Here is a 19,121-nt window from a genome sequence, read left to right as displayed (position 1 = left end):
CACGTGTTCACGAAAATAAATGCAAACCGCCGCTTTTTTTGGTAGAAAAACCGAGTTGTTCGGGGTTCCCGCCGGTCCTTCCTGCCCTCTTTCGTGAGTGGTGTAACTGTCACTATAGACAAGTAAATGATAACTGGTTTGATTTACATCAAGCGCACGTCTCAATCGAAAAGTGTTGCGCGGGCGTCACGCGCGGCCCAGCGCAGCAGCTTTTCCACCTCGGGCTGCACTGATTCCCAGCCGGAACCGGAGGCCATCGCCTCGCGCAGCATGTGCTCGATACGCCGCGCCTCCTGACCCAAGGTGCCAAAGCCGAAGGTGCCGGCCGATCCGGCCACGCCGTGCAGCAGCTCGTGGAGCTGGCGCATCGACGCTTCCGCCGGCGCGCCGCTCTCGCCGCTTTCAGCGACGCAGTCGGCCAGCGCCGAGGTGATTTTCTCCATCGTCACCGGCACGGTCGCGGCGAATTTTTCGTTCAGCGCCGCCAGGCGCGCGCGGTAATCAGGATCGACTGGAGTGGCCATGGCGCTTTTACTTGGTGCCGAAAATGCGGTCGCCGGCGTCGCCCAGGCCAGGCACGATGTAGGCGTGGTCGTCCAGGTGCGAATCGAGCGAGGCGCAATAAATCTTCACGCCCGGATGCGACTTCTGGAACACCGTGATCCCTTCCGGCGCCGCCACCAGCGACAGGAAGATGATCTGTTCGTCGGTCACGCCGCGCGATTTCAGCACGTCCACCGCGTGCACCGCCGAATTGCCGGTGGCGACCATCGGGTCGCACAGGATGAAGGTGCGCTCGGCCAGATCCGGCAGACGCACCAGATATTCCACCGGCTGGTGGGTGTCGGGGTCGCGGAACACGCCGATGTGGCCCACGCGCGCCGACGGCACGAGGTTCAGCAGGCCGTCGCTCATGCCGATGCCGGCGCGCAGGATCGGCACGATCGCCAGCTTTTTACCGGCGATGACGGGTGCGTCGATCGTCATCAGCGGGGTTTCGATGGTGCGGGTGGTCAGTGGCAGGTCGCGGGTGATCTCGTAGCCCATCAACAGCGTGATTTCCTTGAGCAGTTCGCGGAAGGTACGGGTCGACGTATCCTTCTCGCGCATGTGACTCAGTTTGTGTTGGATCAGTGGGTGGTCGGTGATGAACAGATTGGGGAAGCGCGGATCTTGTTTCATTGTTTGCTCTTTTTTTACGGGTTATCGCGCCATTATACTAGGCAAGCACCAGCGCCCGATCAAGAATCGCCTCGCAATCCACGCCCGCCGGCAGCCGTCCGAAGGCCCCTCCCGGCTCGCGCGCCAGCCGCGAGGCGATGAACGCCGACGACACATATAAAGGCGCGTGGCGCAGCAGCAGGCCGGCCTGCACCGCCAGCACCACGCGCTCGGCCAGCAGCCGCGCGCCGAATTCGCCGGCCTGCGGCTGGTCCAGGTCCGCGAGCAGCGATTGGGTGTAGCGCTGGTAGTCGCCCTGCCCGGGCACTTCCCCGGCGCCTTCTCCGGCGCCGGCCAGCTCCAGCTCCGCCGCCAGCGCCTCGCGCGCGGCCGGGGTTTTGCCGAAGGCCCGCAACAGGTCCAGGCACATCACGTTGCCGGAACCCTCCCAGATCGAATTGACCGGCAGCTCGCGGTACAGGCGCGCCAGCGGGCCGTCCTCCACGTAACCGCTGCCGCCGATGACTTCCATCGCCTCGGCGCCAAAAGCCGGACCGCGCTTGCAGATCCAGTATTTGCCGGCCGGCGTCAGGATGCGCGCCAGCTGCTGTTGCGCCGGATCGCCAGCCTGGTCGAAGCAGCGCGCCAGCCGCATCGCGAACGCGGTGGCGGCTTCCGATTCCAGCGCCAGGTCGGCCAGCACGTTGCGCATCAACGGCTGTTCCGACAGCGGCCGGCCGAACGCCGAACGGCCGCGCGCATGGTGCAGCGCGTGCGTCAACGCGGCCCGCATGGCGCCGGCGCTACCGAGCACGCAATCGAGCCGCGTGTGGCCGCCCATCTCCAGTATCGTCGGGATGCCGCGTCCCGGCTTGCCGACCAACCAGCCGTGGGCGCCGGTGAATTCGACCTCCGACGAGGCGTTCGAGCGGTTGCCCACCTTGTCCTTGAGCCGCTGCACGCGGATCTGATTGCGGCTGCCGTCCGGCAGATAGCGAGGCAGGAAAAAGCACGACAGCCCCGCAGTGCCGCCATCGTCGGTTTGCGCCAGGATCAGGTGCGCATCGCTCTGCGGCGCCGAGAAAAACCATTTGTGGCCGACGATGCGGTACGCGTCGACGCCTTCGTCGCCATATAGCGCCCGCGCTTCGCCGGGTGGCAGCGGCTCGGCGCGGGTGGTATTGGCGCGCACGTCGGAACCGCCCTGCTTTTCCGTCATGCCCATGCCGATGATGGCGCCGCGTTTTTGCTCGACCGGCAAGGAACGCGGATCGTATTCCAGCGACAGTATCTTCGGCAGCCATTTGGCGGCGATCGCCGGCGCCTGGCGCAGCGCGGGCACGCAAGCGTAGGTCATCGTCACCGGGCATTGCGACCCGTTCTCCACCTGGCCGAACATCAGATACTTTGCCGCCCGCGCCACCTGGGCGCCCTCGCCGCCCAGCCACGGCGAAGCGTGGGCGCCGTTCTCTATCAGTAGCGTCATCAGGCGATGCCAGGCCGGATGGAATTCCACCTCGTCGATGCGATGGCCGGCCCGGTCGAAGTTGTGCAGCGTCGGCGGGTGGTCGTTGGCCAGGCGCGCAAGGTCCAGGATTTCGGCGCGGCCCAGTTGCTGGCCCAGCGTCTGCAGCGCGTCGGCGTGCGCGCCGCCGCCCTCGCGCAGCAGCGCCTCCCGCAACGCGGGGTCCGACGCAAACAGGTTGAAGTTCTCCAGCGGCGCGACGGTATTGCGCACCCGATGGGTATCGAAAGGGTTATCGAAAGCGTTGTCGAAGGCGGTCACGGCGGGTCTCCTCCCGGCCGGTGCCGGGCTACGTTGACAGGCCAGACTAGCGCAAACGAAAGTGCCACGCAAGCACGCGCATCGGCACTGCGGCAGGGTGCCACGCGGCGGCGAAAAACCCTCCCGGCGGTCGCCGCCCGGCTCCGACACCGCTTTTTTAGATGTTTCTCAATAGAAATGAGTAAAACTCGACGGAATGTTGTCTATTTTCATGTAAATCCAAACTCATCAGTGATACATTTCGTTCTGGTTTTGCAAGATAAAAGCAACCCAATTGTTACATGAACAACTTGAAAGTATTGAACAACGCGATGCGCCCTACTCATCCATCACAGCCCGACCGCGATCCGAGCCTCCCACCGGAAGATCTGGCGGACCACCTCGTGGACCACCTCATGGAGGAGGCTGGCGATGTCGTTTTCCGTCTCGACGCGCTTGGTGACATCGTTTTCGCCAGCCGCCGCGCGACCGCGTTGCTGGCCCGCCCGGGCGCGATCGCCGGCGGCACGCTGACCAAACTGATATGCGAAGCGGACCAGGCGCCGCTGGCGGCCGCCCTGGCCGAAGTCGCCGACTCGCGCGCCACGCGCCTGGTCGAAGCGCGCATCAAAACCCCGGACGCCGAAGTCTGGCACGAACTGCGCATTTCCTGCCACATCAACCGCCAAAACGCGGTCGCCGGGCTGCTGGTCGTCGGCCGCGACATGTCGATCCAGCACGCCACCGAGGAACGCCTGCGCCACATGGCCACGCACGACGCGTTGACCGAACTGCCCAACCGCCTGCTGCTGTCGGACCGCATGCGCATGGTCATCGCCAACGCGCGCCGCTCCGGACAAGGCTTTGCCGTCGCCACCATCGGCCTCGATGGCTTCAAGAAGGTCAACGATGGCCTGGGCCACCCTATCGGCGACGCGATGCTGCGCATGGCCGCCGCCCGCCTGCGCAAAACCCTGCGCGACAGCGACACGCTGGCCCGCGTGGGCGGCGACGAATTCGTCGCCATCCTGCCGGGCACCGCCACCGACGCGCAGATCAAACTGGTCACCGGCCGCCTGATCGCCACCTTGCAGTCGCCGTTCGAGATCGACGGCCACACGATCTATGTCGGCGCCTCGGTCGGCGTCGCCGTGTACCCGACCCACGCCGAGGACGAGGTGCGCCTGGTCGCCCTGGCCGATGCCGCCATGTCGCGCGCCAAGGAAACCGGCAAGGCGCGCTGCGTCGTCTACAGCCCGTCCGAGGCCGGCCCGCCATCCCACGACATCTCGCTCGAAGCGGCGATGTTCCAGGCGGTGCGCGAAGGCGAGTTCCTGCTCTACTACCAGCCCATCGTCGACGCCAAAACGCGCGAGATCCAGGGCTTCGAGACGCTGATGCGCTGGAAGCATCCGACCCTGGGCATGGTGCCGCCGGCCCGCTTCATTCCCATCGCCGAGACCAACGGTTTGATCAACCTGCTGGGCGCGTGGGCGCTCAAGGCCGCGTGCGTGCAGCTCAAACAGTTCGAGGAGGTGGCGAAACGCCCCCTCTACATCTCTGTTAATATTAGCCCACGGCAATTCCGTAATGATAAGTTTCTCGACGTGCTCGACGACGCCATCGCGTTCTCGGGCCTACTTGGTGAGCAATTGGTGTTAGAAATCACAGAAGGCACATTGATGGTCGATCCGGTCCACGCCGAATCGATCCTGTCCAAAATGGCGGAGCGCAAGGCCCGCATCGCCATCGACGATTTCGGCACCGGCTACTCGTCGCTCGCCTACCTCAAACGCTTCCCGATTTCGGTGCTCAAGATCGACCGCGCCTTCATCCGCGACCTGCCGGAATCGCAAAAGGACGGCGCCATCTGCAACGCCGTGCTCGATCTGGCCAAGCACCTGGACCTGTCGGTGGTCGCCGAAGGCGTCGAAACCGAAGAACAGCTGCACTTCCTCGAGCGGCGCGGCTGCCAGTACATCCAGGGCTACCTGACCGGCAAGCCGATGGCCGCCAACGTCGCCCTGGCCGCCCTGCGCGAAAGCATCCACGTCAAGGTGGTGCCGGCCGAACTGCGTCAGGTGGCGCAATGACGGACGTCTTCAAAGCCAGCACGCCGTTGGGCGACCAGACGCTGGGCCAGCTGTGGGACTGCACGCGCCGCCGCGGCGACATGCCGGGCTTCGCCAAGGCCATCACCGCCATCCTGAGCGCCATGCGCGGCGAGGACGAGCAGGAATTCAACATGACGCGCACCGTGCTGTCCGACCCGGTGCTCACGCAAAAGGTGCTGCGGCTGGCCAACAGCGGCATGTACTCCGCTTTCGGCCAACACGTCAGCACCGTCTCCAAGGCGGTGCTGGTGCTGGGCACCGAGGCGATCGGCCACCTGGCGCTGGGACTGAAGCTGATCGAGGAGCTGTCCACCACGTCCACCGACACCACCGTCGCCCACATCGAAATGGAAAAGGCCGTGCTGGCGGGGATCGTCGCCCAGCAAATCGCCTACACGGCCGAAAGCCAGCATGGCGAAGCGGCCGTGGTGTGCTCGATGCTGCACACGCTGGGCCGCATGATGGTCACCTTCTATATGCCGGAGCGCTGGAACGAGCTGCAGCGCCTGGCCGACCGGGACGGCCGTTCCATCGACGACGTCGCGCCGGAAACGCTGGGCCTGAGCATGGAGGAAATCGGCCACGCCGCCGCCCTGCACTGGGGACTACCGGCCAACCTGGTCAAGGGCATGCGCAAATTGGCGCCGAGCGAGGACGGCGCGGAAGTCAGCGCGTCCGACTGGATCGCCGGCCTGTCGACGATGTCGGCCATGTGCGCTGAATCGTTGTGGCACGACGACCCCGCAGGCGCGGCCATCGTCCGCCAGCTGACCGAGAGCTATGCGGTGATGCTGGGCGTGGAGCCGGCCAATCTGATGCACGCCATCGAACAGGCCAAGGTGGTGGCGGCAAACGACCTGACCATCGCCCCGCTGTCGCGTCCCGCCGAGCGGCGCGCCAAGGCGCTGGCCAAGACGCGTCAGCGCGCCGCCGGCAACAAGATCCTGCTCAGCGGCCTGGCCGACATGCGCGACATGCTCGACACGGCCAGTCCGGGACAGATGGTGCAGATCGCGCTGGAAACCGTCTACAAGGGACTGGATTTTTCGCGCGCGGTGGCGTTCGTGCGCAACCGCAAGGAGAGCCATTATTCGGCCAAGATCTCCTTCGGCGAAGGCACCAGGGAGATCCTGGCGGCGATGACGTTCGACGACGCCTACGAACCGAACGTGTTCCACGCCGCCCTCAATAGCGACCGCGTGATCTTCATCGAAAACGCGCGCGACGCCAAGTTCGCCGCCAAGCTGCCGCTGTGGTGGAAAAGTTCGCTGGCCGAGGCGCGCAGCTTTGTGATCCTGCCGCTGTCGGCCAACGGCCAGCCGGCCGGCTTCCTGTACGGCGACTGGGACGACTCGTTCCCGCCGATCCAATTAAGCCAGACCGAATTCTCGCTGCTCAACGACATGCGCACGCTGGTGGTGCGCGCGGTGGAACGGCGCCACGCGCAGGAAATCGTCAGCAGCCGCGTGTAAGCACGCCGGCGATGGCGCCGGCCGCTTCGCTTACAGCGTGATATCGGGAGTGGATACCTTGACGTCGCCGCATTGGGCGCGGTGCATCAGCGCGTGGTCGATCAGCACCAGGGCCAGCATGGCCTCGGCGATCGGCGTGGCGCGGATGCCGACGCACGGATCGTGGCGCCCGAACGTCTCGACCACCACCGGGTTGCCGTCCTTGTCGATCGAGTCGCGCGGCGAGCGGATGGACGAGGTCGGCTTGATGGCGATCGACACGGTGATGTCCTGGCCGGTCGAGATGCCGCCCAGCACGCCGCCGGCGTTGTTGCCGATGAAGCCCTGCGGCGTCAGCGAGTCGCCGTGCTCGGTGCCCTTTTGCACCACCGACTTGAAGCCGGCGCCGATCTCCACGCCCTTGACGGCGTTAATGCCCATCATCGCGTAGGCGATGTCGGCGTCGAGCTTGTCGTAGATCGGCTGGCCCAGGCCCACCGGCACATTGCGCGCGATGACGTCGATGCGCGCGCCGATCGAGTCGCCGGCCTTGCGCAGCTCGTCCATCGCCGCCTCCATGCGGGCGATCAGGTCGGCGTCGCCGCTGGCGGCGAAGAACGGGTTGTCATGCACGTGCGACCAGTCCTGGAACGGCACCGGGATGTCGCCCAGCTGGCTCATGCAACCGAGGAACTCGGTGCCGTATTGCTGCTTCAGCCACTTCTTGGCCACGGCCGCCGCGCCCACCACCGGCGCGGTCAGGCGCGCCGACGAACGGCCGCCGCCGCGCGGATCGCGTACGCCGTATTTATGCCAGTAGGTATAGTCGGCGTGGCCGGGACGGAAACTGTCGACGATATTGCCGTAATCCTTGCTGCGCTGGTCCTCGTTGCGGATCAGCAGCGCGATCGGCGTGCCGGTGGTCACGCCCTGGTAGACGCCGGACAGGATCTCTACCGTGTCGGGCTCCTTGCGCTGGGTGACGTGGCGCGACGTGCCCGGCTTGCGGCGGTCCAGTTCCGGCTGGATATCGGCTTCCGACAACGGCAAACCCGGTGGGCATCCATCGATCACACAGCCGATCGCCGGGCCGTGCGACTCACCAAAAGTTGTAACAGAAAACAATTTGCCAAATGTATTGCCGGACATAGGAAGAGAATCTTCGGAAAAAGGTGGAAAGTTCCTCATTCTACCAGCCAGCCGCCCGCAGCGGCCGGGCACGACAATAATTTGCATATGAACAAGTATTGCTTGGCACAATACTTATAAAGATGTTATCTAGTTGTGACAAGTAACAGACAACTATGCGACAACTATGCGGCAAGTTGCATACAGGTATGCAACGTTACGTCCAAACCCCGGGAAATCCGCGTTGTTTTTGATATTCCGCTATATACTTGATTACAAGAACACCGAGCAATCCTGGAGAAGCGACACATGCCCCCACCGATCACGCCACTTGAGCCGTCCACGGCCAAGGATGATCAAGACGATCTGGTATTCTTGGAAGAGCATCCGGCCACGCCCGACACCGCGGGCGCGCGCAACGTATGGCGGGTCATGATCATCGACGATGACGAGGACGTCCATTCGACCACCACCTTCGCGCTCGGCAACCTCGACATGCAGCACCGGCCGCTCGAATTCGTGCACGCGTATTCGGCCAGCCAGGCGCGCGAAATGCTCGAGCACGAGCACGAAATCGCCGTCATCCTGCTCGACGTCGTGATGGAACAGGACGACGCTGGCCTGCACCTGGTGCGCTACATCCGCGAGACCCTCAAGCTGGCCGACGTGCGCATCATCCTGCGCACCGGGCAGCCCGGCTACGCGCCCGAGATCGACGCCATCCGCGATTTCGACATCAACGATTACAAGACCAAGTCCGAGCTCACCCGCATCAAGCTGTTTACGACGGTGACCTCGGCCATCCGCTCGTACGAACAAATCCGCAAGATCAACGACAGCCGGCGCGGCCTCAACCAGATCGTCCAGGGCAGCACCGAACTGATGAGCCTGCACGGCGTGAAGAACTTCGCGGCCGGCGTGCTGGCGCAAATCGGCGCGCTGCTGTGCCAGGACAACAGCGGTGTGCTGTGCGTGAAGGAAGTCGGGGACGACGGCGGCCATGAGCTGGTTGTGATGGCCGCGTCAGGCGCCTACGGCCACCTCGACAACACCTTCCTGACGGCCGGCAAGGGCCAGCGCGCGCACGCGGCCATGGAGCTGGCGCTGCTGGAGCGCCGCAACGTCTACCGCCCCGATGGCGTCACCCTGTATTTCGCCGGGAAGGCCAGCCGTGACTTCGTCGCCCACATCGACGTCTGCCGCGAGCCGGGCGAGATCAACGAGCGGCTGCTGGACGTCTTTTGCAGCAACGTCGCGGTCGGCCTCGACAACGTCGAACTGGTCTCGCACCTGCACAACGCCGCCTTCTATGACCAGCTGTCGAAGCTGCCCAACCGCACCCGCCTGGTCGAAATGCTCGACGCCACCCTCGCCGGCCCGTCGCGCGACGCGTCCACGCTGTCGCTGGTCGACCTCGACCACTTCGCCGAGACCAACGACGCGCTCGGCCACCAGTTCGGCGACCTGCTGCTGGTCGCCGTCGCCGGCCGCTTGCAGTTCGAGCTGGGCGGCCAGTTGACGGTGGCGCGCATCGGCGGCGACATCTTCTGCCTGGTGGGCGACTCGTCGCAGGTCAACCCGGCCAGGATCCTGCCGCTGTTCCAGCGCCCGTTCAGCATCGACGGCCAGGACGTGCAACTGTCGGCCACCCTGGGCCTGGTGCGGCTGTCGGAGCACGAAGGCAGCGGCGCCGACGCCCTGAAGGATGCCGACATCGCCCTCAAGCGCGCCAAATCGCAGCAACGCGCCGGCCACTTCTACTTCTCGCGCAGCATGGGCGTCGAAATCCGCGAGCGCGTGCGCATGATGCACGCGCTGCGCACCGCCTTCGGCCAGAACCAGCTGTTCGTCGTCTACCAGCCGCAGATCGACCTGGCCACGCGCCGGCCGGTGGGCGCCGAGGCGCTGCTGCGCTGGCAAACGCCGGACGGCAAATTCATCTCGCCGGACCGCTTTATCCCGATCGCCGAGTATTCCGGCCTGATCATCGATTTGGGCGAATGGGTCATGCGCACCGCCTGCCGCGAGCTGGTCGCCCTGCGCAAGGCCGGACACCACGACTTCATGATGTCGATCAACGTCTCGCAGGTGCAATTCCGCCATCCGCACTTCCTGGAGATGCTGCGCAAGGCGCTCGAGGACACGCAGGCGCCGCCGCAATACATCGAACTGGAGATCACCGAATCGATGGCGATGGAGGAGCCCGACATGCTGATCAAGATGCTGGGCCAGATCAAGCAAACGGGCGTCAGCATCGCCATCGACGATTTCGGCACCGGCTTCTCGTCGCTATCGTATTTGCAGCGGCTGCAGATCGACCGCCTGAAGATCGACCGCGCCTTCGTCACCGAGATCACCGGTTCCGCGCGCGGCAGCAGCATCGCCGAGATGGTGATCCAGCTGGGCCGCAACCTGGGCCTGTCGGTCATCGCCGAAGGTGTCGAGGACGAGCGCCAGGCGCAGATTCTGCAGGCGCTGGGCTGCCCGCTGGCGCAGGGCTTCCTGTTCGCGCGGCCGATGACGGCCGCCGCCCTGGACGGCTGGCTCAGCAACGACGCCCTCCAAGGCGCCGCCTGAAGCAACTCCGGCAACTCCGGGGTCAGGTCCACCAATTCTACACGGGCTGATCCGTAGAGCCGGATTGGCGCCCCTAGCGCCGCGTTCGTGTAGAAATAGTGGACCTGACCCTGGATGTCCAAATGCAAAAAACGCCATGGGCGCGGGCCGATGGCGTTTTTTTGCTTGCTGTTGCGCTTTAGTCTGGATGCTGATCAGCCGTCTCGGCCGGCCAGTCGCGGATATACGCCTTGAGCATGCGGTTCTCGAAGCTTTGCGCCTCCAGCACCGCGCGCGCGACGTCGTAGAACGAGATCACGCCAAGGATCGTCTTGGCGTTCATCACCGGCAGGTAGCGCGCGTGCTTTTCCAGCATGATGCGGCGCACTTCGTTGACCTCGGTGTCCGGGGTCACGGTGATCGGGTGGTCGTCCATGTGCTTGCGCACCGTGCCGCCGCCCACCGTGCCGGCGTTGTCGTGCAGCGCCCGCAGCACTTCGCGGAAGGTCAGCATGCCGACCAGGTCGCCGAACTCCATGACGACCAGCGAGCCGATGTCCTTCTCAGCCATCGTGTTGGCGGCGTCCGCCAAAGGCTGGTCAGGAGAGATGGTATAAAGAATGCTACCTTTTACCTGAAGAATTTCGGAGACTTTCATTTTGGCCGTCCTGTCCGCTGAGATATAGGCTGTGTGAATGGGGTTTGTAGTTGTTCTAGCCTTATAGCGAATGTAGCCTATGCCCGGCAAAAAATCCAGCGCTGCGGATAAGCAAATCACAACATTCTTGTTCTTATGTTGTCTGGGTGTGATGCAGCGCGCTAAAGCGACCGGCAGATGGTGGCGCCGATATCACCGGCAATCGAGCGGTCCGAAATGCTCGGCCAGGGTTTTGCCCAGCCCCGTTTCGACGGCGTTTTCCACCTCGCGCGCCAGGCTGGCCGCTTCGCGCGCGGCCTGCAGATCGCGCTCGTCGTCGCCATCGGCCACCACGCCAGCGTTGACGGCCATGCCGCCGAAGACGAACAGGCGATAGACCTCGGCCAGGGTCAGTTTTTCCACGTTGGCGAGCAAGACCCAGTGATCGGTGCCATCGCTGACCCGCTTGCCCCATTGAACCCGTGGCGGCGCCTCCACCTTGACCCGCCCCACCCAGCCCTCGGCCATCATTTTTTCCAGCAGATTGTCCATCTCGTCGAAACCGAGCCGGGTGCGCAGCCGGATCGCGCCGGCGCCCACCAGCGCCGTGTCGCCGCATTTACAGGCGACGTAGAGCACCTTGATGATGGCCATGGCGTCGACAAACTCGCCGCCCGGCTGGGCCTCGTGCCACCAGCGCTCGTACTTCACCACCGGCAGCGCCGCCACCAGCAGCGCGCCGACCAGCGTGATCACCCACGACACGTACACCCACAGCAGGAACAGCGGCAGTGCCGCCAGCGCGCCGTAAATCTTCGAATAAGTAGGAAACTGCGTGATGAAGATGGCGAAGCCGCGCTTGGCCAGTTCGAACGCCAGGCCGGCCACCAGGCCGCCCCAGGCCGCGTCCTGCCAGTCGACGTCGCGGTTGGGCACCGCCAGGTACAGCAAGGTGAAACCGGCCGTGGTCAGCGCCAGCGACGCCATCGTGTAGATGATCGCGCCCAGCACCGGCACCCGCCCGAACAAGTCGACGGTGGCCATGAACACCTGCGACGACAACGTCAGCGACACGCCGATCAGCAGCGGCCCGAGCGTGATGATGGCCCAGTAGACCAGGATGCGGCGCGTCCAGCTGCGCTCCCCGCGCACCCGCCAGATGCGGTTGAATACGCGCTCGATCAGATTCATCATCGCGATCGACGTCATGATCAGCGCCACCGCGCCCACCGCCGACAGCCGCGTGGCCTTGGAGGCGAACATGGTCAGGTAATTGAGGATCGTCGTCGAGATCGACTTCGGCATCACGCTCTGGACGAAATACGCCTCCAGCGACATGCGGAAGGTGTTAAACAGCGGGAAAGTGGTGAAGATCGCCAGCGCGATGGTCAGCAGCGGCACCAGCGCGAACACGGTGGTAAAAGTGAGGCTGCCGGCGACTTGCGGCAGGCTTTCCTCGCGCAGGCGGCGATGGGCGAACAGCACCAGGTCGCGCACCTCCTGCCAGGACAGCGATCGCATGGTCGCGATCCCGTTGCGGCAGGTGCTGAATACATAAAGAAGAATCGGGTGAATATATTTTGCGTACATGAGCGATAATCAGACGGCAGTGTTAGCCCCAGTGAAAAGCGCCCTATAATACCGCCGATGAACCAACCTAATCTGATTATTCTTGTATTGTTTTATTCGCGCCATGGCGCCACCCGCAAATTGGCGGAGCTGATCGCGCAGGGAGTCGAAAGCGTGCACGGTTGTGATGCGCGCCTGCGCACCGTGCCCGCCGTCTCGACGGTGGCCGAGGCCACCGAGGCCGACGTGCCGGCCGAGGGCGCGCCCTACGTCGAGTTGGACGATTTGAAGGAATGCGCCGGCCTGGCCGTGGGCTCGCCCACCCGCTTCGGCAACATGGCGGCGGCGATGAAGTACTTTTGGGACGGGACCGCCACCGATTGGCTGGCCGGGACCCTGGCGGGCAAGCCGGCATGCGTGTTCACCTCCACCGGCAGCCTGCACGGCGGCCAGGAATCGACTTTGCTGTCGATGATGATACCCTTGTTCCACCACGGCTTGATGGTAATGGGCCTGCCCTACACCAATCCGGAACTGATGACCACCTCCAGCGGCGGCACGCCCTACGGCGCCAGCCACTGGTCCGGCCTCGATGGCAAAAAGGTCATCACGGAAGACGAGAAACGCCTGGCGATCGCGCTGGGCAAGCGACTGGCCGAAACGGCGATGAAGCTGCGCGCCGCCGCTTAATTTTAAGCTGCAAGACGGGGATGCAAAATGCAAAACGCGATGCACAAGTATTTTCACTGGGGCGCCATCGGCAGCCTCGGTCTGCTGATTGTCTGGTGCGTGCTGTGGGAGATGGTGCTGGCGCCGCTCAAGCCGGGCGGCTCGTGGCTGGTGCTCAAGGCCGCGCCGCTGCTGCTGCCGCTGTACGGCGTGTGGAAGCGCGACATCTACACCCTGCAGTGGACCTCGATGATGATACTGCTGTACTTCACCGAGGGCGTGGTGCGCGGCTGGAGCGACACGGACGAACTGTCCTCGCGGCTGGCCTGGGGCGAGGCGGCGATCGTCTGCGTCTACTTCGCCTGCGCGGTGATGTATCTGCGGCCGTATAAAAAAGCGGCCAAGAAGCTGTCCAAGGAATTGCTCGACAAGGTGAAGGGCACCACGGTCAAATGACGGAGTTTTTACTGGAGTGCCGTTCGCTGCTGGGCGAGGCCTATGTGCTCGACACCGACGCCGACATGGCGCCCTTCCTCACCGACTGGCGCGGGCGCTTCACCGGCAAGGCCGCCGCCGTGCTGCGTCCCGGCTCGGTGGAACAGGTGGCGGCGCTGGTGAAGGCCTGCGCGCGCCACCGCGTGCCGCTGGTGCCACAGGGCGGCAATACGGGCCTGGTACTGGGCAGCATTCCCGACGCCAGCGGCACCGCCGTCGTGCTGTCGCTGGCGCGGCTCAACACCATCCGCCAGATCGACACCGTCAACCGCACCATGACCGTCGATGCCGGCTGCATCCTGCAACAGGCGCAGGAAGCCGCCGCCGCCGAGGGCTGCCTGTTCCCGCTGTCGCTGGCGGCCGAGGGCAGCTGCACCATCGGCGGCAACCTGTCCACCAACGCCGGCGGCACGGCGGTCCTCCGCTACGGCAATACGCGCGAGCTGTGTCTCGGGCTGGAGGTGGTCACGCCGCAGGGCGAGATCTGGAGCGGCTTGCGCGGCCTGCGCAAGGATAATACCGGCTACGACCTACGCGACCTGTTCATCGGCGCCGAAGGCACGTTGGGCGTCATCACCGGCGCGGTGCTCAAGCTGTACCCGCAGCCCAAGGCCAGCATCACCGCGCTGGCCGCGCTGCCCTCGCCGGCCCACGCGCTGCGGCTGCTGGTGCTGATGCAGGACCACTGCGGCTCCAGCCTGACCGGTTTCGAGCTGATGTCGCGCTACTGCCTGGAGCTGGTCGCGGCGCAGTTCCCGCAACTGCCGAAGCCCTTTGCCGACGCCCACCCGCATTACGTGCTGCTGGAGCTGTCGAGCAGCGAATCGGAACAGCACGCGGTCGACCTGCTGGAGCGCGCCATCGGCGCGGCGCTGGAACGCGACGTCGTCACGGACGCCGTGGTGGCGACGTCGACGACGCAATCGGCCGGTTTGTGGCAGCTGCGCGAGCATATTCCGCTGGCGCAGGCCAAGGCCGGCAAAAACATCAAGCACGATATCTCGCTGCCGGTGTCGCGCATCGCCGACTTCATCGACGTCACCGCGCCGCAATTGCAGGCGGCCTTCCCCGGCTGCCAACTGGTGTGCTTCGGACATTTGGGCGACGGCAACCTGCATTTCAACGTCGCGCCGCCCGAGGGCATTTCCAACGAGGATTTCCTGGCCAATCAAGACAAGGTCAACCGCGTGGTGCACGACAGCGTGGTCGGATTCGGTGGGTCCATTTCCGCCGAGCACGGCATCGGCGCGCTGAAACGCGACGAATTGGCGCATTACAAATCGGCGGTGGAACTCAACATGATGCGGGCCATCAAAGCGGCGCTGGACCCGCTGGGTATCATGAATCCCGGGAAAATTCTGTGAACGGGACCGCCATGAACCACCATCTCCGCGCGCCTTGCGCCGCCGTGCTGTGCGCGGCCGCGCTGGCGGGCAACAACAGCGCCGCGCAAAGCGTCTATAAATGCACCGTGGACGGCAAGATCAGCTATAGCGACATGCCCTGCCCGCCCGGCGCGCGCGCATCGTCGATGTTGGCGGTGCCGAAGGCGCCCGCCGACGCTGCGGCGGCGGCCGACCTGCAGCGCATGCAAAAGGAATCCGCGGCGCTGCAAAAGTCCCGCCAGAAGATCGAGGAGCGCGAAGCCCGCGAATCCGGGCGGGCCGCGCGGACCGCCATGTCCCAACGCAAGCGCTGCGCCAAACTCGCGCTGACCAAACAGTGGGCCGACGAAGATGCGCGCAGCGCCACCAACGCCAATGCGGCCAAGGCCAGGCTGCGCGCCAAGCGCGCCGGTGAATCGCTTTCGCTGGAGTGCGCGCACTGATGTCCGATCCGTTGCGCGCGGCAGGCGGAAGGGGCGCCATCGCATCCAAAGGCGAGGCGGCGTCGATGCGCCGGCTGTCACGCTGGCTGCTGCTGGGCGAATGGCGCGCGCACCCGATGCGCGCGCTGGTCGCCATCGCCGCCATCGCTGTCGGCATCTCGCTCGGCTTCGCGATCCACCTGATCAACGCTGCCGCCTTCAACGAGTTTTCGTCGGCGATCAAGGGCTTGTCCGGCGTGGCCGATGTGCAGGTGCGCGGCACGGAACCGGCTTTCGACGAGGCGATCTATCCGATCCTGGCGGCGCGCGACGGGGTCACCGTGGCCTCGCCGGTGCTGGAATTCGACGCCTCGGTTCCCGGACAGCGCACTGCATTGAAAATCATCGGCATCGATGTGTTCCGCGCCGGTTTCGTCGCGCCGGACCTGATCGGCGTGCCGGCCGACGGCGATCCGAGCTCCACTCTGGCAGACGATACGATTTTCCTGTCGCCCGCCGCGCAGCAGTGGCTCCATCCCACGGCGAATCAAATAACCCTGCAAGTCGGCGTCGACAAGCTGCAACTGCGCGTGGCGGGGTCGCTGCAAAGCGCGCGCGCCGGCCAGCGCATCGGCGTGATGGACCTGGGCGCGGCGCAATGGCGCTTCGACAAACTGGGCCAGCTGTCGCGCGTCGACCTGAAACTGCGCGACGGCGTCAATCGCGACGCCTTCAAGGCGCAACTGGAGCAGGACCTGCAACGCGAATATCCCGGCCGCTTCCGCGTCAACCAACCGAACGACCAGGAACAAAACAGCCGCAACGAGGGTATGAGCCGCGCTTACCGCGTCAACCTGACGGTGCTGGCGCTGGTGGCCTTGTTCACCGGCGCCTTTCTGGTGTTTTCCACGCAGGCGCTGTCGGTGATACGCCGCCGCAGCCAGTTCGCGCTGCTGCGGGTGCTGGGCATGGACCGCCGCCACCTGCTGCGCCAGATCCTGCTCGAAGGCCTGGGCCTGGGCATCGCCGGATCGGCCATCGGCATCGCCGCAGGCTACGGGCTGGCCGCCGCCGCGCTGCACTTCATGGGCGCGGACCTGGGCGCCGGCTTCTTCTCCGGCGTGCAGCCGACGGTGCACTTCACGCCCGTGGCCGCCGCCGTCTACTTCGCGCTGGGCGTCGCCGTATCGCTGCTGGGCTGCGCCGCGCCGGCGTTCGACGCCGCCCGCGCCAAACCGGCGGTGGCGCTTAAATCCGGCACCGAGGAGGCGGCCATGTCGCGCCTGGCGACGGCTTGGCCGGCCCTCGCCTGCATCGCACTGGCCGCGCTGCTGTCGCAGGCGCCGCCGGTGTTCGAATTGCCGATCTTCGGCTACCTGTCAATCGCGCTGCTGCTGGTCGGGGTGATCGCACTGATGCCGCGCCTGGCCGCCATCGTGTTCCGCTTCGCGCACAAACGCTGGAGCGCCGCCACCACCACCCGGCCCGGCGCCTCGCCCGTATTAACGCTGACGTTATCGCGCCTGGCCAACGCCTCCAGCCAGGCAGGCATCGCGCTCGGCGGCGTGCTGTCGAGCTTTAGCCTGATGGTCGCCATGGCCATCATGGTCGCCAGCTTCCGCGTGTCGCTCGACGACTGGCTGCGCCAGGTCCTACCGGCGGACGTCTACGTCAGCACCATCGGCGCGGGCACCACGGCTGGCCTGCGGCCGCAGGAACAGGCGGCCATCGCCACCCTGCCAGGCGTGCAAAAAGCCAGTTTCCTGCGTGTGCGGGGCATTTCGCTGGCGCCGGGCCGCCCGCCTGTGGCGCTGCTGGCGAGCGTCGTCAACGAGCAGGATCCCGCCCAATCGCTGGCCCTCGTGGGCGCGACGAAGCCGCTGGCGCCGGGCGGACCGCCACCGGTCTGGGTCTCGGAGGCGATGGTCGATTTGTACGATATGACAGTCGGCAAACAGGTGGAAATTCCCCTCAATGGCAAACTGCATTCCTTCCAGGTTGCTGGCGTGTGGCGCGACTACGCCCGTCCGACCGGCTCGATCCAGATGCGGCTGAGCGACTACCGCGCCATCACCGGCGACCAGCAAGCCAGCAGCGCAGCACTCTGGCTCCAACCCGGCGCTAAACCCGAGGACACCGTGCAAGCTTTAAAGCGGCTGCCGTTCGCCGCCGCGCTGGAAACCAGCGCGCCGTCGGAGATTCGCGACATGAGCATGAAGGTGTTCGACCGCAGCTTCGCCATCACCTACCTGCTGGAGGCGATCGCCATCGTCATCGGCCTGTTCGGCGTGGCCGCCACCTTCTCGGCGCAGACCTTGGCGCGGTCGAAGGAATTCGGCATGCTGCGCCACGTCGGCGTCACGCGCGGCCAGATCCTGTCGATCCTGGCCATCGAGGGCGGCGCCCTGACCGGCCTGGGCATCGCCACCGGCTTTGTCCTCGGGTGGGTGACCAGCCTCGTTTTGGTTTTCGTCGTCAACCCGCAGTCGTTCCACTGGACCATGCAGCTGCACTTGCCCTGGGGTTTGTTGGCGTCGGTCGCCGGACTACTGCTGGCCGCATCCGCGCTGACTGCCCTGCTGGCGGGCCGGCAATCGCTGTCCGGCGGGCCGATACGCGCGGTCAGGGAGGACTGGTGATGCAATTGATACGCTGCTGCGTGGTGTTCCTGATGCTGTTGTGCGGCGTGTCCTCGCGGGCGGCGGCGCCCGGATTTGCCCCGGTCGCGCCACTGCCGGACGGCGCTTCGCTGCGCTTCCCCGCCGATTACGGCGCCCATTTGGACTATAAAATCGAATGGTGGTATGTCACCGGCTGGCTCAATACGTCCGATGGCAAGCCGTTGGGATTCCAGGTCACCTTCTTCCGCAGCGGGACCGGGCATGACCGGGCCAACCCCAGCAAATTCGCGCCCAAGCAGCTGATCATCGGCCACGCCGCCGTCTCCGACCCGGCCAACGGCAAGCTGCTGCACGACCAGCGCAGCGCGCGCGAGGGCTTCGGCATCGCCTACGCCAAGGTCGGCGACGCCGATGTGAAGCTCGACGACTGGCGCATGACGCGCAACGCCGACGGCAGCTACGCCATCCGCGTGGACGCCGCCAACTTCGCGCTGAACCTGAAGCTGGCGCCATCGCAGCCGGTGCTGCTCCAGGGCCAGCGTGGCTATTCGCGCAAGGGCCCGCGCCCCGAGCAGGCCAGCTACTACTACAGCGAGCCGCAACTCACCACCACCGGCACCGTCACGCGCGGCGGCAAGGCGGCCGCCGTCACCGGCGCCAGCTGGCTCGATCACGAGTGGTCCAGCGACATCATGGGCGGCGATTCGGGCGCGGTCGGCTGGGATTGGATAGGCGCCAACCTCGATGACGGCGGCGCCCTGATGGCTTTCCAACTCCGCGACAAGACAGGTGCTAAACTATGGTCGCACGCGACATGGCGCGACGCATCCGGTAAGATCACGCAATTCTCACCGGAGCAGGTCGGTTTTGCGGCGCAACGGCGCTGGCGCTCGCCCCGCACCAATGCCGAGTATCCGGTCGAAAGCCGGCTCACCACCGGCAATGTGGAATGGCGGATCGTCCCCTTGCAGGACGACCAGGAACTGGATTCGCGCCGCTCGACCGGCGCGGTGTACTGGGAAGGCGCGGTGACGCTCACGCGGGACGGCAAGCCGGCCGGTCGCGCCTACCTGGAACTGACAGGGTATGTCAGCCCGATGAAACTGTAGAAGAATATCAGAACAACCCAAAGCATATTTACCGAAACC

The 19,121-nt window shown here is 65.3% G+C and carries 15 protein-coding genes; 9 read left to right on the top strand and 6 right to left on the bottom strand.

The genetic code is table 11. From position 1 onward, the window contains the following. Positions 1-161: 161 nt before the first annotated feature. From AC0IYS_RS14145 to AC0IYS_RS14135, 3 genes are read right to left on the bottom strand one after another with little or no spacing between them, the layout of a single operon-like run. Complete coding sequence (locus tag AC0IYS_RS14145; RefSeq protein WP_471705744.1) at positions 162-524, bottom strand: Hpt domain-containing protein; 363 nt, start codon at positions 522-524, stop codon at positions 162-164. Between the two features lie 7 nt (positions 525-531). Then, a complete protein-coding gene (gene upp, locus AC0IYS_RS14140; protein WP_090319391.1) occupies positions 532-1,182 on the bottom strand; it encodes a uracil phosphoribosyltransferase in 651 nt (216 codons plus the stop codon). 37 nt (positions 1,183-1,219) lie between these two features. After that, positions 1,220-2,947 carry an isovaleryl-CoA dehydrogenase gene (locus tag AC0IYS_RS14135; RefSeq protein WP_471705743.1) on the bottom strand — a complete coding sequence of 576 codons (1,728 nt, stop codon included), beginning with the start codon at positions 2,945-2,947 and terminating at the stop codon, positions 1,220-1,222. A gap of 395 nt (positions 2,948-3,342) precedes the next feature. On the opposite strand from AC0IYS_RS14135, the gene AC0IYS_RS14130 reads away from it, so the two are divergent. Further along, complete coding sequence (locus AC0IYS_RS14130; protein WP_471708868.1) at positions 3,343-5,019, top strand: putative bifunctional diguanylate cyclase/phosphodiesterase; 1,677 nt, start codon at positions 3,343-3,345, stop codon at positions 5,017-5,019. Continuing rightward, the gene (locus AC0IYS_RS14125) at positions 5,016-6,512 is read left to right on the top strand and encodes an HDOD domain-containing protein (RefSeq protein WP_471705742.1); all 1,497 of its coding nucleotides are present in this window, start codon (positions 5,016-5,018) and stop codon (positions 6,510-6,512) included. Before AC0IYS_RS14130 ends, AC0IYS_RS14125 begins: the two co-directional genes overlap by 4 nt. A 30-nt stretch (positions 6,513-6,542) precedes the next feature. On the opposite strand, the gene aroC is transcribed toward AC0IYS_RS14125, so the two are convergent. Then, positions 6,543-7,640 carry a chorismate synthase gene (gene aroC / locus AC0IYS_RS14120; RefSeq protein WP_363508860.1) on the bottom strand — a complete coding sequence of 366 codons (1,098 nt, stop codon included), beginning with the start codon at positions 7,638-7,640 and terminating at the stop codon, positions 6,543-6,545. A 288-nt stretch (positions 7,641-7,928) separates the two neighbouring features. Between aroC and AC0IYS_RS14115 the strand changes: the two genes are divergently transcribed. Further along, positions 7,929-10,196: an EAL domain-containing response regulator gene (locus AC0IYS_RS14115; protein WP_471705741.1), complete on the top strand. Its 2,268-nt coding sequence runs from the start codon at positions 7,929-7,931 to the stop codon at positions 10,194-10,196. 178 nt (positions 10,197-10,374) lie between these two features. Here AC0IYS_RS14115 and AC0IYS_RS14110 read toward each other — a convergent pair whose 3' ends face one another. Further along, positions 10,375-10,833, bottom strand: a complete 459-nt coding sequence (locus AC0IYS_RS14110; RefSeq protein WP_090319407.1) for a CBS domain-containing protein — start codon at positions 10,831-10,833, stop codon at positions 10,375-10,377. A gap of 192 nt (positions 10,834-11,025) precedes the next feature. Next, positions 11,026-12,333, bottom strand: a complete 1,308-nt coding sequence (locus AC0IYS_RS14105) for a YihY family inner membrane protein (RefSeq protein ID WP_471705740.1) — start codon at positions 12,331-12,333, stop codon at positions 11,026-11,028. 126 nt (positions 12,334-12,459) lie between these two features. Here AC0IYS_RS14105 and wrbA point away from each other — a divergent pair, with 126 nt between their 5' ends. The 6 genes from wrbA (at position 12,460) to AC0IYS_RS14075 (ending at position 19,082) form a co-directional block, all read left to right on the top strand. Then, entirely contained in the window at positions 12,460-13,071 is a 612-nt protein-coding gene (gene wrbA, locus AC0IYS_RS14100) for an NAD(P)H:quinone oxidoreductase (RefSeq protein WP_471705739.1), read from the top strand. A gap of 27 nt (positions 13,072-13,098) precedes the next feature. Further along, positions 13,099-13,506 carry a DUF2069 domain-containing protein gene (locus AC0IYS_RS14095; RefSeq protein ID WP_471705738.1) on the top strand — a complete coding sequence of 136 codons (408 nt, stop codon included), beginning with the start codon at positions 13,099-13,101 and terminating at the stop codon, positions 13,504-13,506. Continuing rightward, positions 13,503-14,909, top strand: a complete 1,407-nt coding sequence (locus AC0IYS_RS14090) for an FAD-binding oxidoreductase (RefSeq protein ID WP_471705737.1) — start codon at positions 13,503-13,505, stop codon at positions 14,907-14,909. The genes AC0IYS_RS14095 and AC0IYS_RS14090 overlap by 4 nt, the downstream gene beginning before the upstream one ends. 11 nt (positions 14,910-14,920) lie before the next feature. Next, positions 14,921-15,373: a DUF4124 domain-containing protein gene (locus AC0IYS_RS14085; protein WP_471705736.1), complete on the top strand. Its 453-nt coding sequence runs from the start codon at positions 14,921-14,923 to the stop codon at positions 15,371-15,373. Positions 15,374-15,438: 65 nt separating this feature from the next. Further along, a complete protein-coding gene (locus AC0IYS_RS14080) occupies positions 15,439-17,991 on the top strand; it encodes an FtsX-like permease family protein (protein WP_471708866.1) in 2,553 nt (850 codons plus the stop codon). Beyond that, positions 17,991-19,082, top strand: a complete 1,092-nt coding sequence (locus tag AC0IYS_RS14075; RefSeq protein WP_471705735.1) for a lipocalin-like domain-containing protein — start codon at positions 17,991-17,993, stop codon at positions 19,080-19,082. The genes AC0IYS_RS14080 and AC0IYS_RS14075 overlap by 1 nt, the downstream gene beginning before the upstream one ends. Positions 19,083-19,121: the final 39 nt, after the last annotated feature.

Source organism: Duganella sp. AC237 (assembly GCF_979254035.1).
Note: the sequence above shows the minus strand (reverse complement) of the source record. Positions and strands in the feature narration are given on the sequence as shown.

Bases quoted from the DNA above. Each gene is read 5' to 3' on its own strand.
- AC0IYS_RS14145 (WP_471705744.1), bottom strand. From the start codon at position 524: ATGGCCACTCCAGTCGATCCTGATTACCGCGCGCGCCTGGCGGCGCTG.
- upp (WP_090319391.1), bottom strand. From the start codon at position 1,182: ATGAAACAAGATCCGCGCTTCCCCAATCTGTTCATCACCGACCACCCA.
- AC0IYS_RS14130 (WP_471708868.1), top strand. From the start codon at position 3,343: ATGGAGGAGGCTGGCGATGTCGTTTTCCGTCTCGACGCGCTTGGTGAC.
- AC0IYS_RS14125 (WP_471705742.1), top strand. From the start codon at position 5,016: ATGACGGACGTCTTCAAAGCCAGCACGCCGTTGGGCGACCAGACGCTG.
- aroC (WP_363508860.1), bottom strand. From the start codon at position 7,640: ATGTCCGGCAATACATTTGGCAAATTGTTTTCTGTTACAACTTTTGGT.
- AC0IYS_RS14115 (WP_471705741.1), top strand. From the start codon at position 7,929: ATGCCCCCACCGATCACGCCACTTGAGCCGTCCACGGCCAAGGATGAT.
- AC0IYS_RS14110 (WP_090319407.1), bottom strand. From the start codon at position 10,833: ATGAAAGTCTCCGAAATTCTTCAGGTAAAAGGTAGCATTCTTTATACC.
- AC0IYS_RS14105 (WP_471705740.1), bottom strand. From the start codon at position 12,333: ATGCGATCGCTGTCCTGGCAGGAGGTGCGCGACCTGGTGCTGTTCGCC.
- wrbA (WP_471705739.1), top strand. From the start codon at position 12,460: ATGAACCAACCTAATCTGATTATTCTTGTATTGTTTTATTCGCGCCAT.
- AC0IYS_RS14095 (WP_471705738.1), top strand. From the start codon at position 13,099: ATGCAAAACGCGATGCACAAGTATTTTCACTGGGGCGCCATCGGCAGC.
- AC0IYS_RS14090 (WP_471705737.1), top strand. From the start codon at position 13,503: ATGACGGAGTTTTTACTGGAGTGCCGTTCGCTGCTGGGCGAGGCCTAT.
- AC0IYS_RS14085 (WP_471705736.1), top strand. From the start codon at position 14,921: ATGAACCACCATCTCCGCGCGCCTTGCGCCGCCGTGCTGTGCGCGGCC.
- AC0IYS_RS14080 (WP_471708866.1), top strand. From the start codon at position 15,439: ATGCGCCGGCTGTCACGCTGGCTGCTGCTGGGCGAATGGCGCGCGCAC.
- AC0IYS_RS14075 (WP_471705735.1), top strand. From the start codon at position 17,991: ATGCAATTGATACGCTGCTGCGTGGTGTTCCTGATGCTGTTGTGCGGC.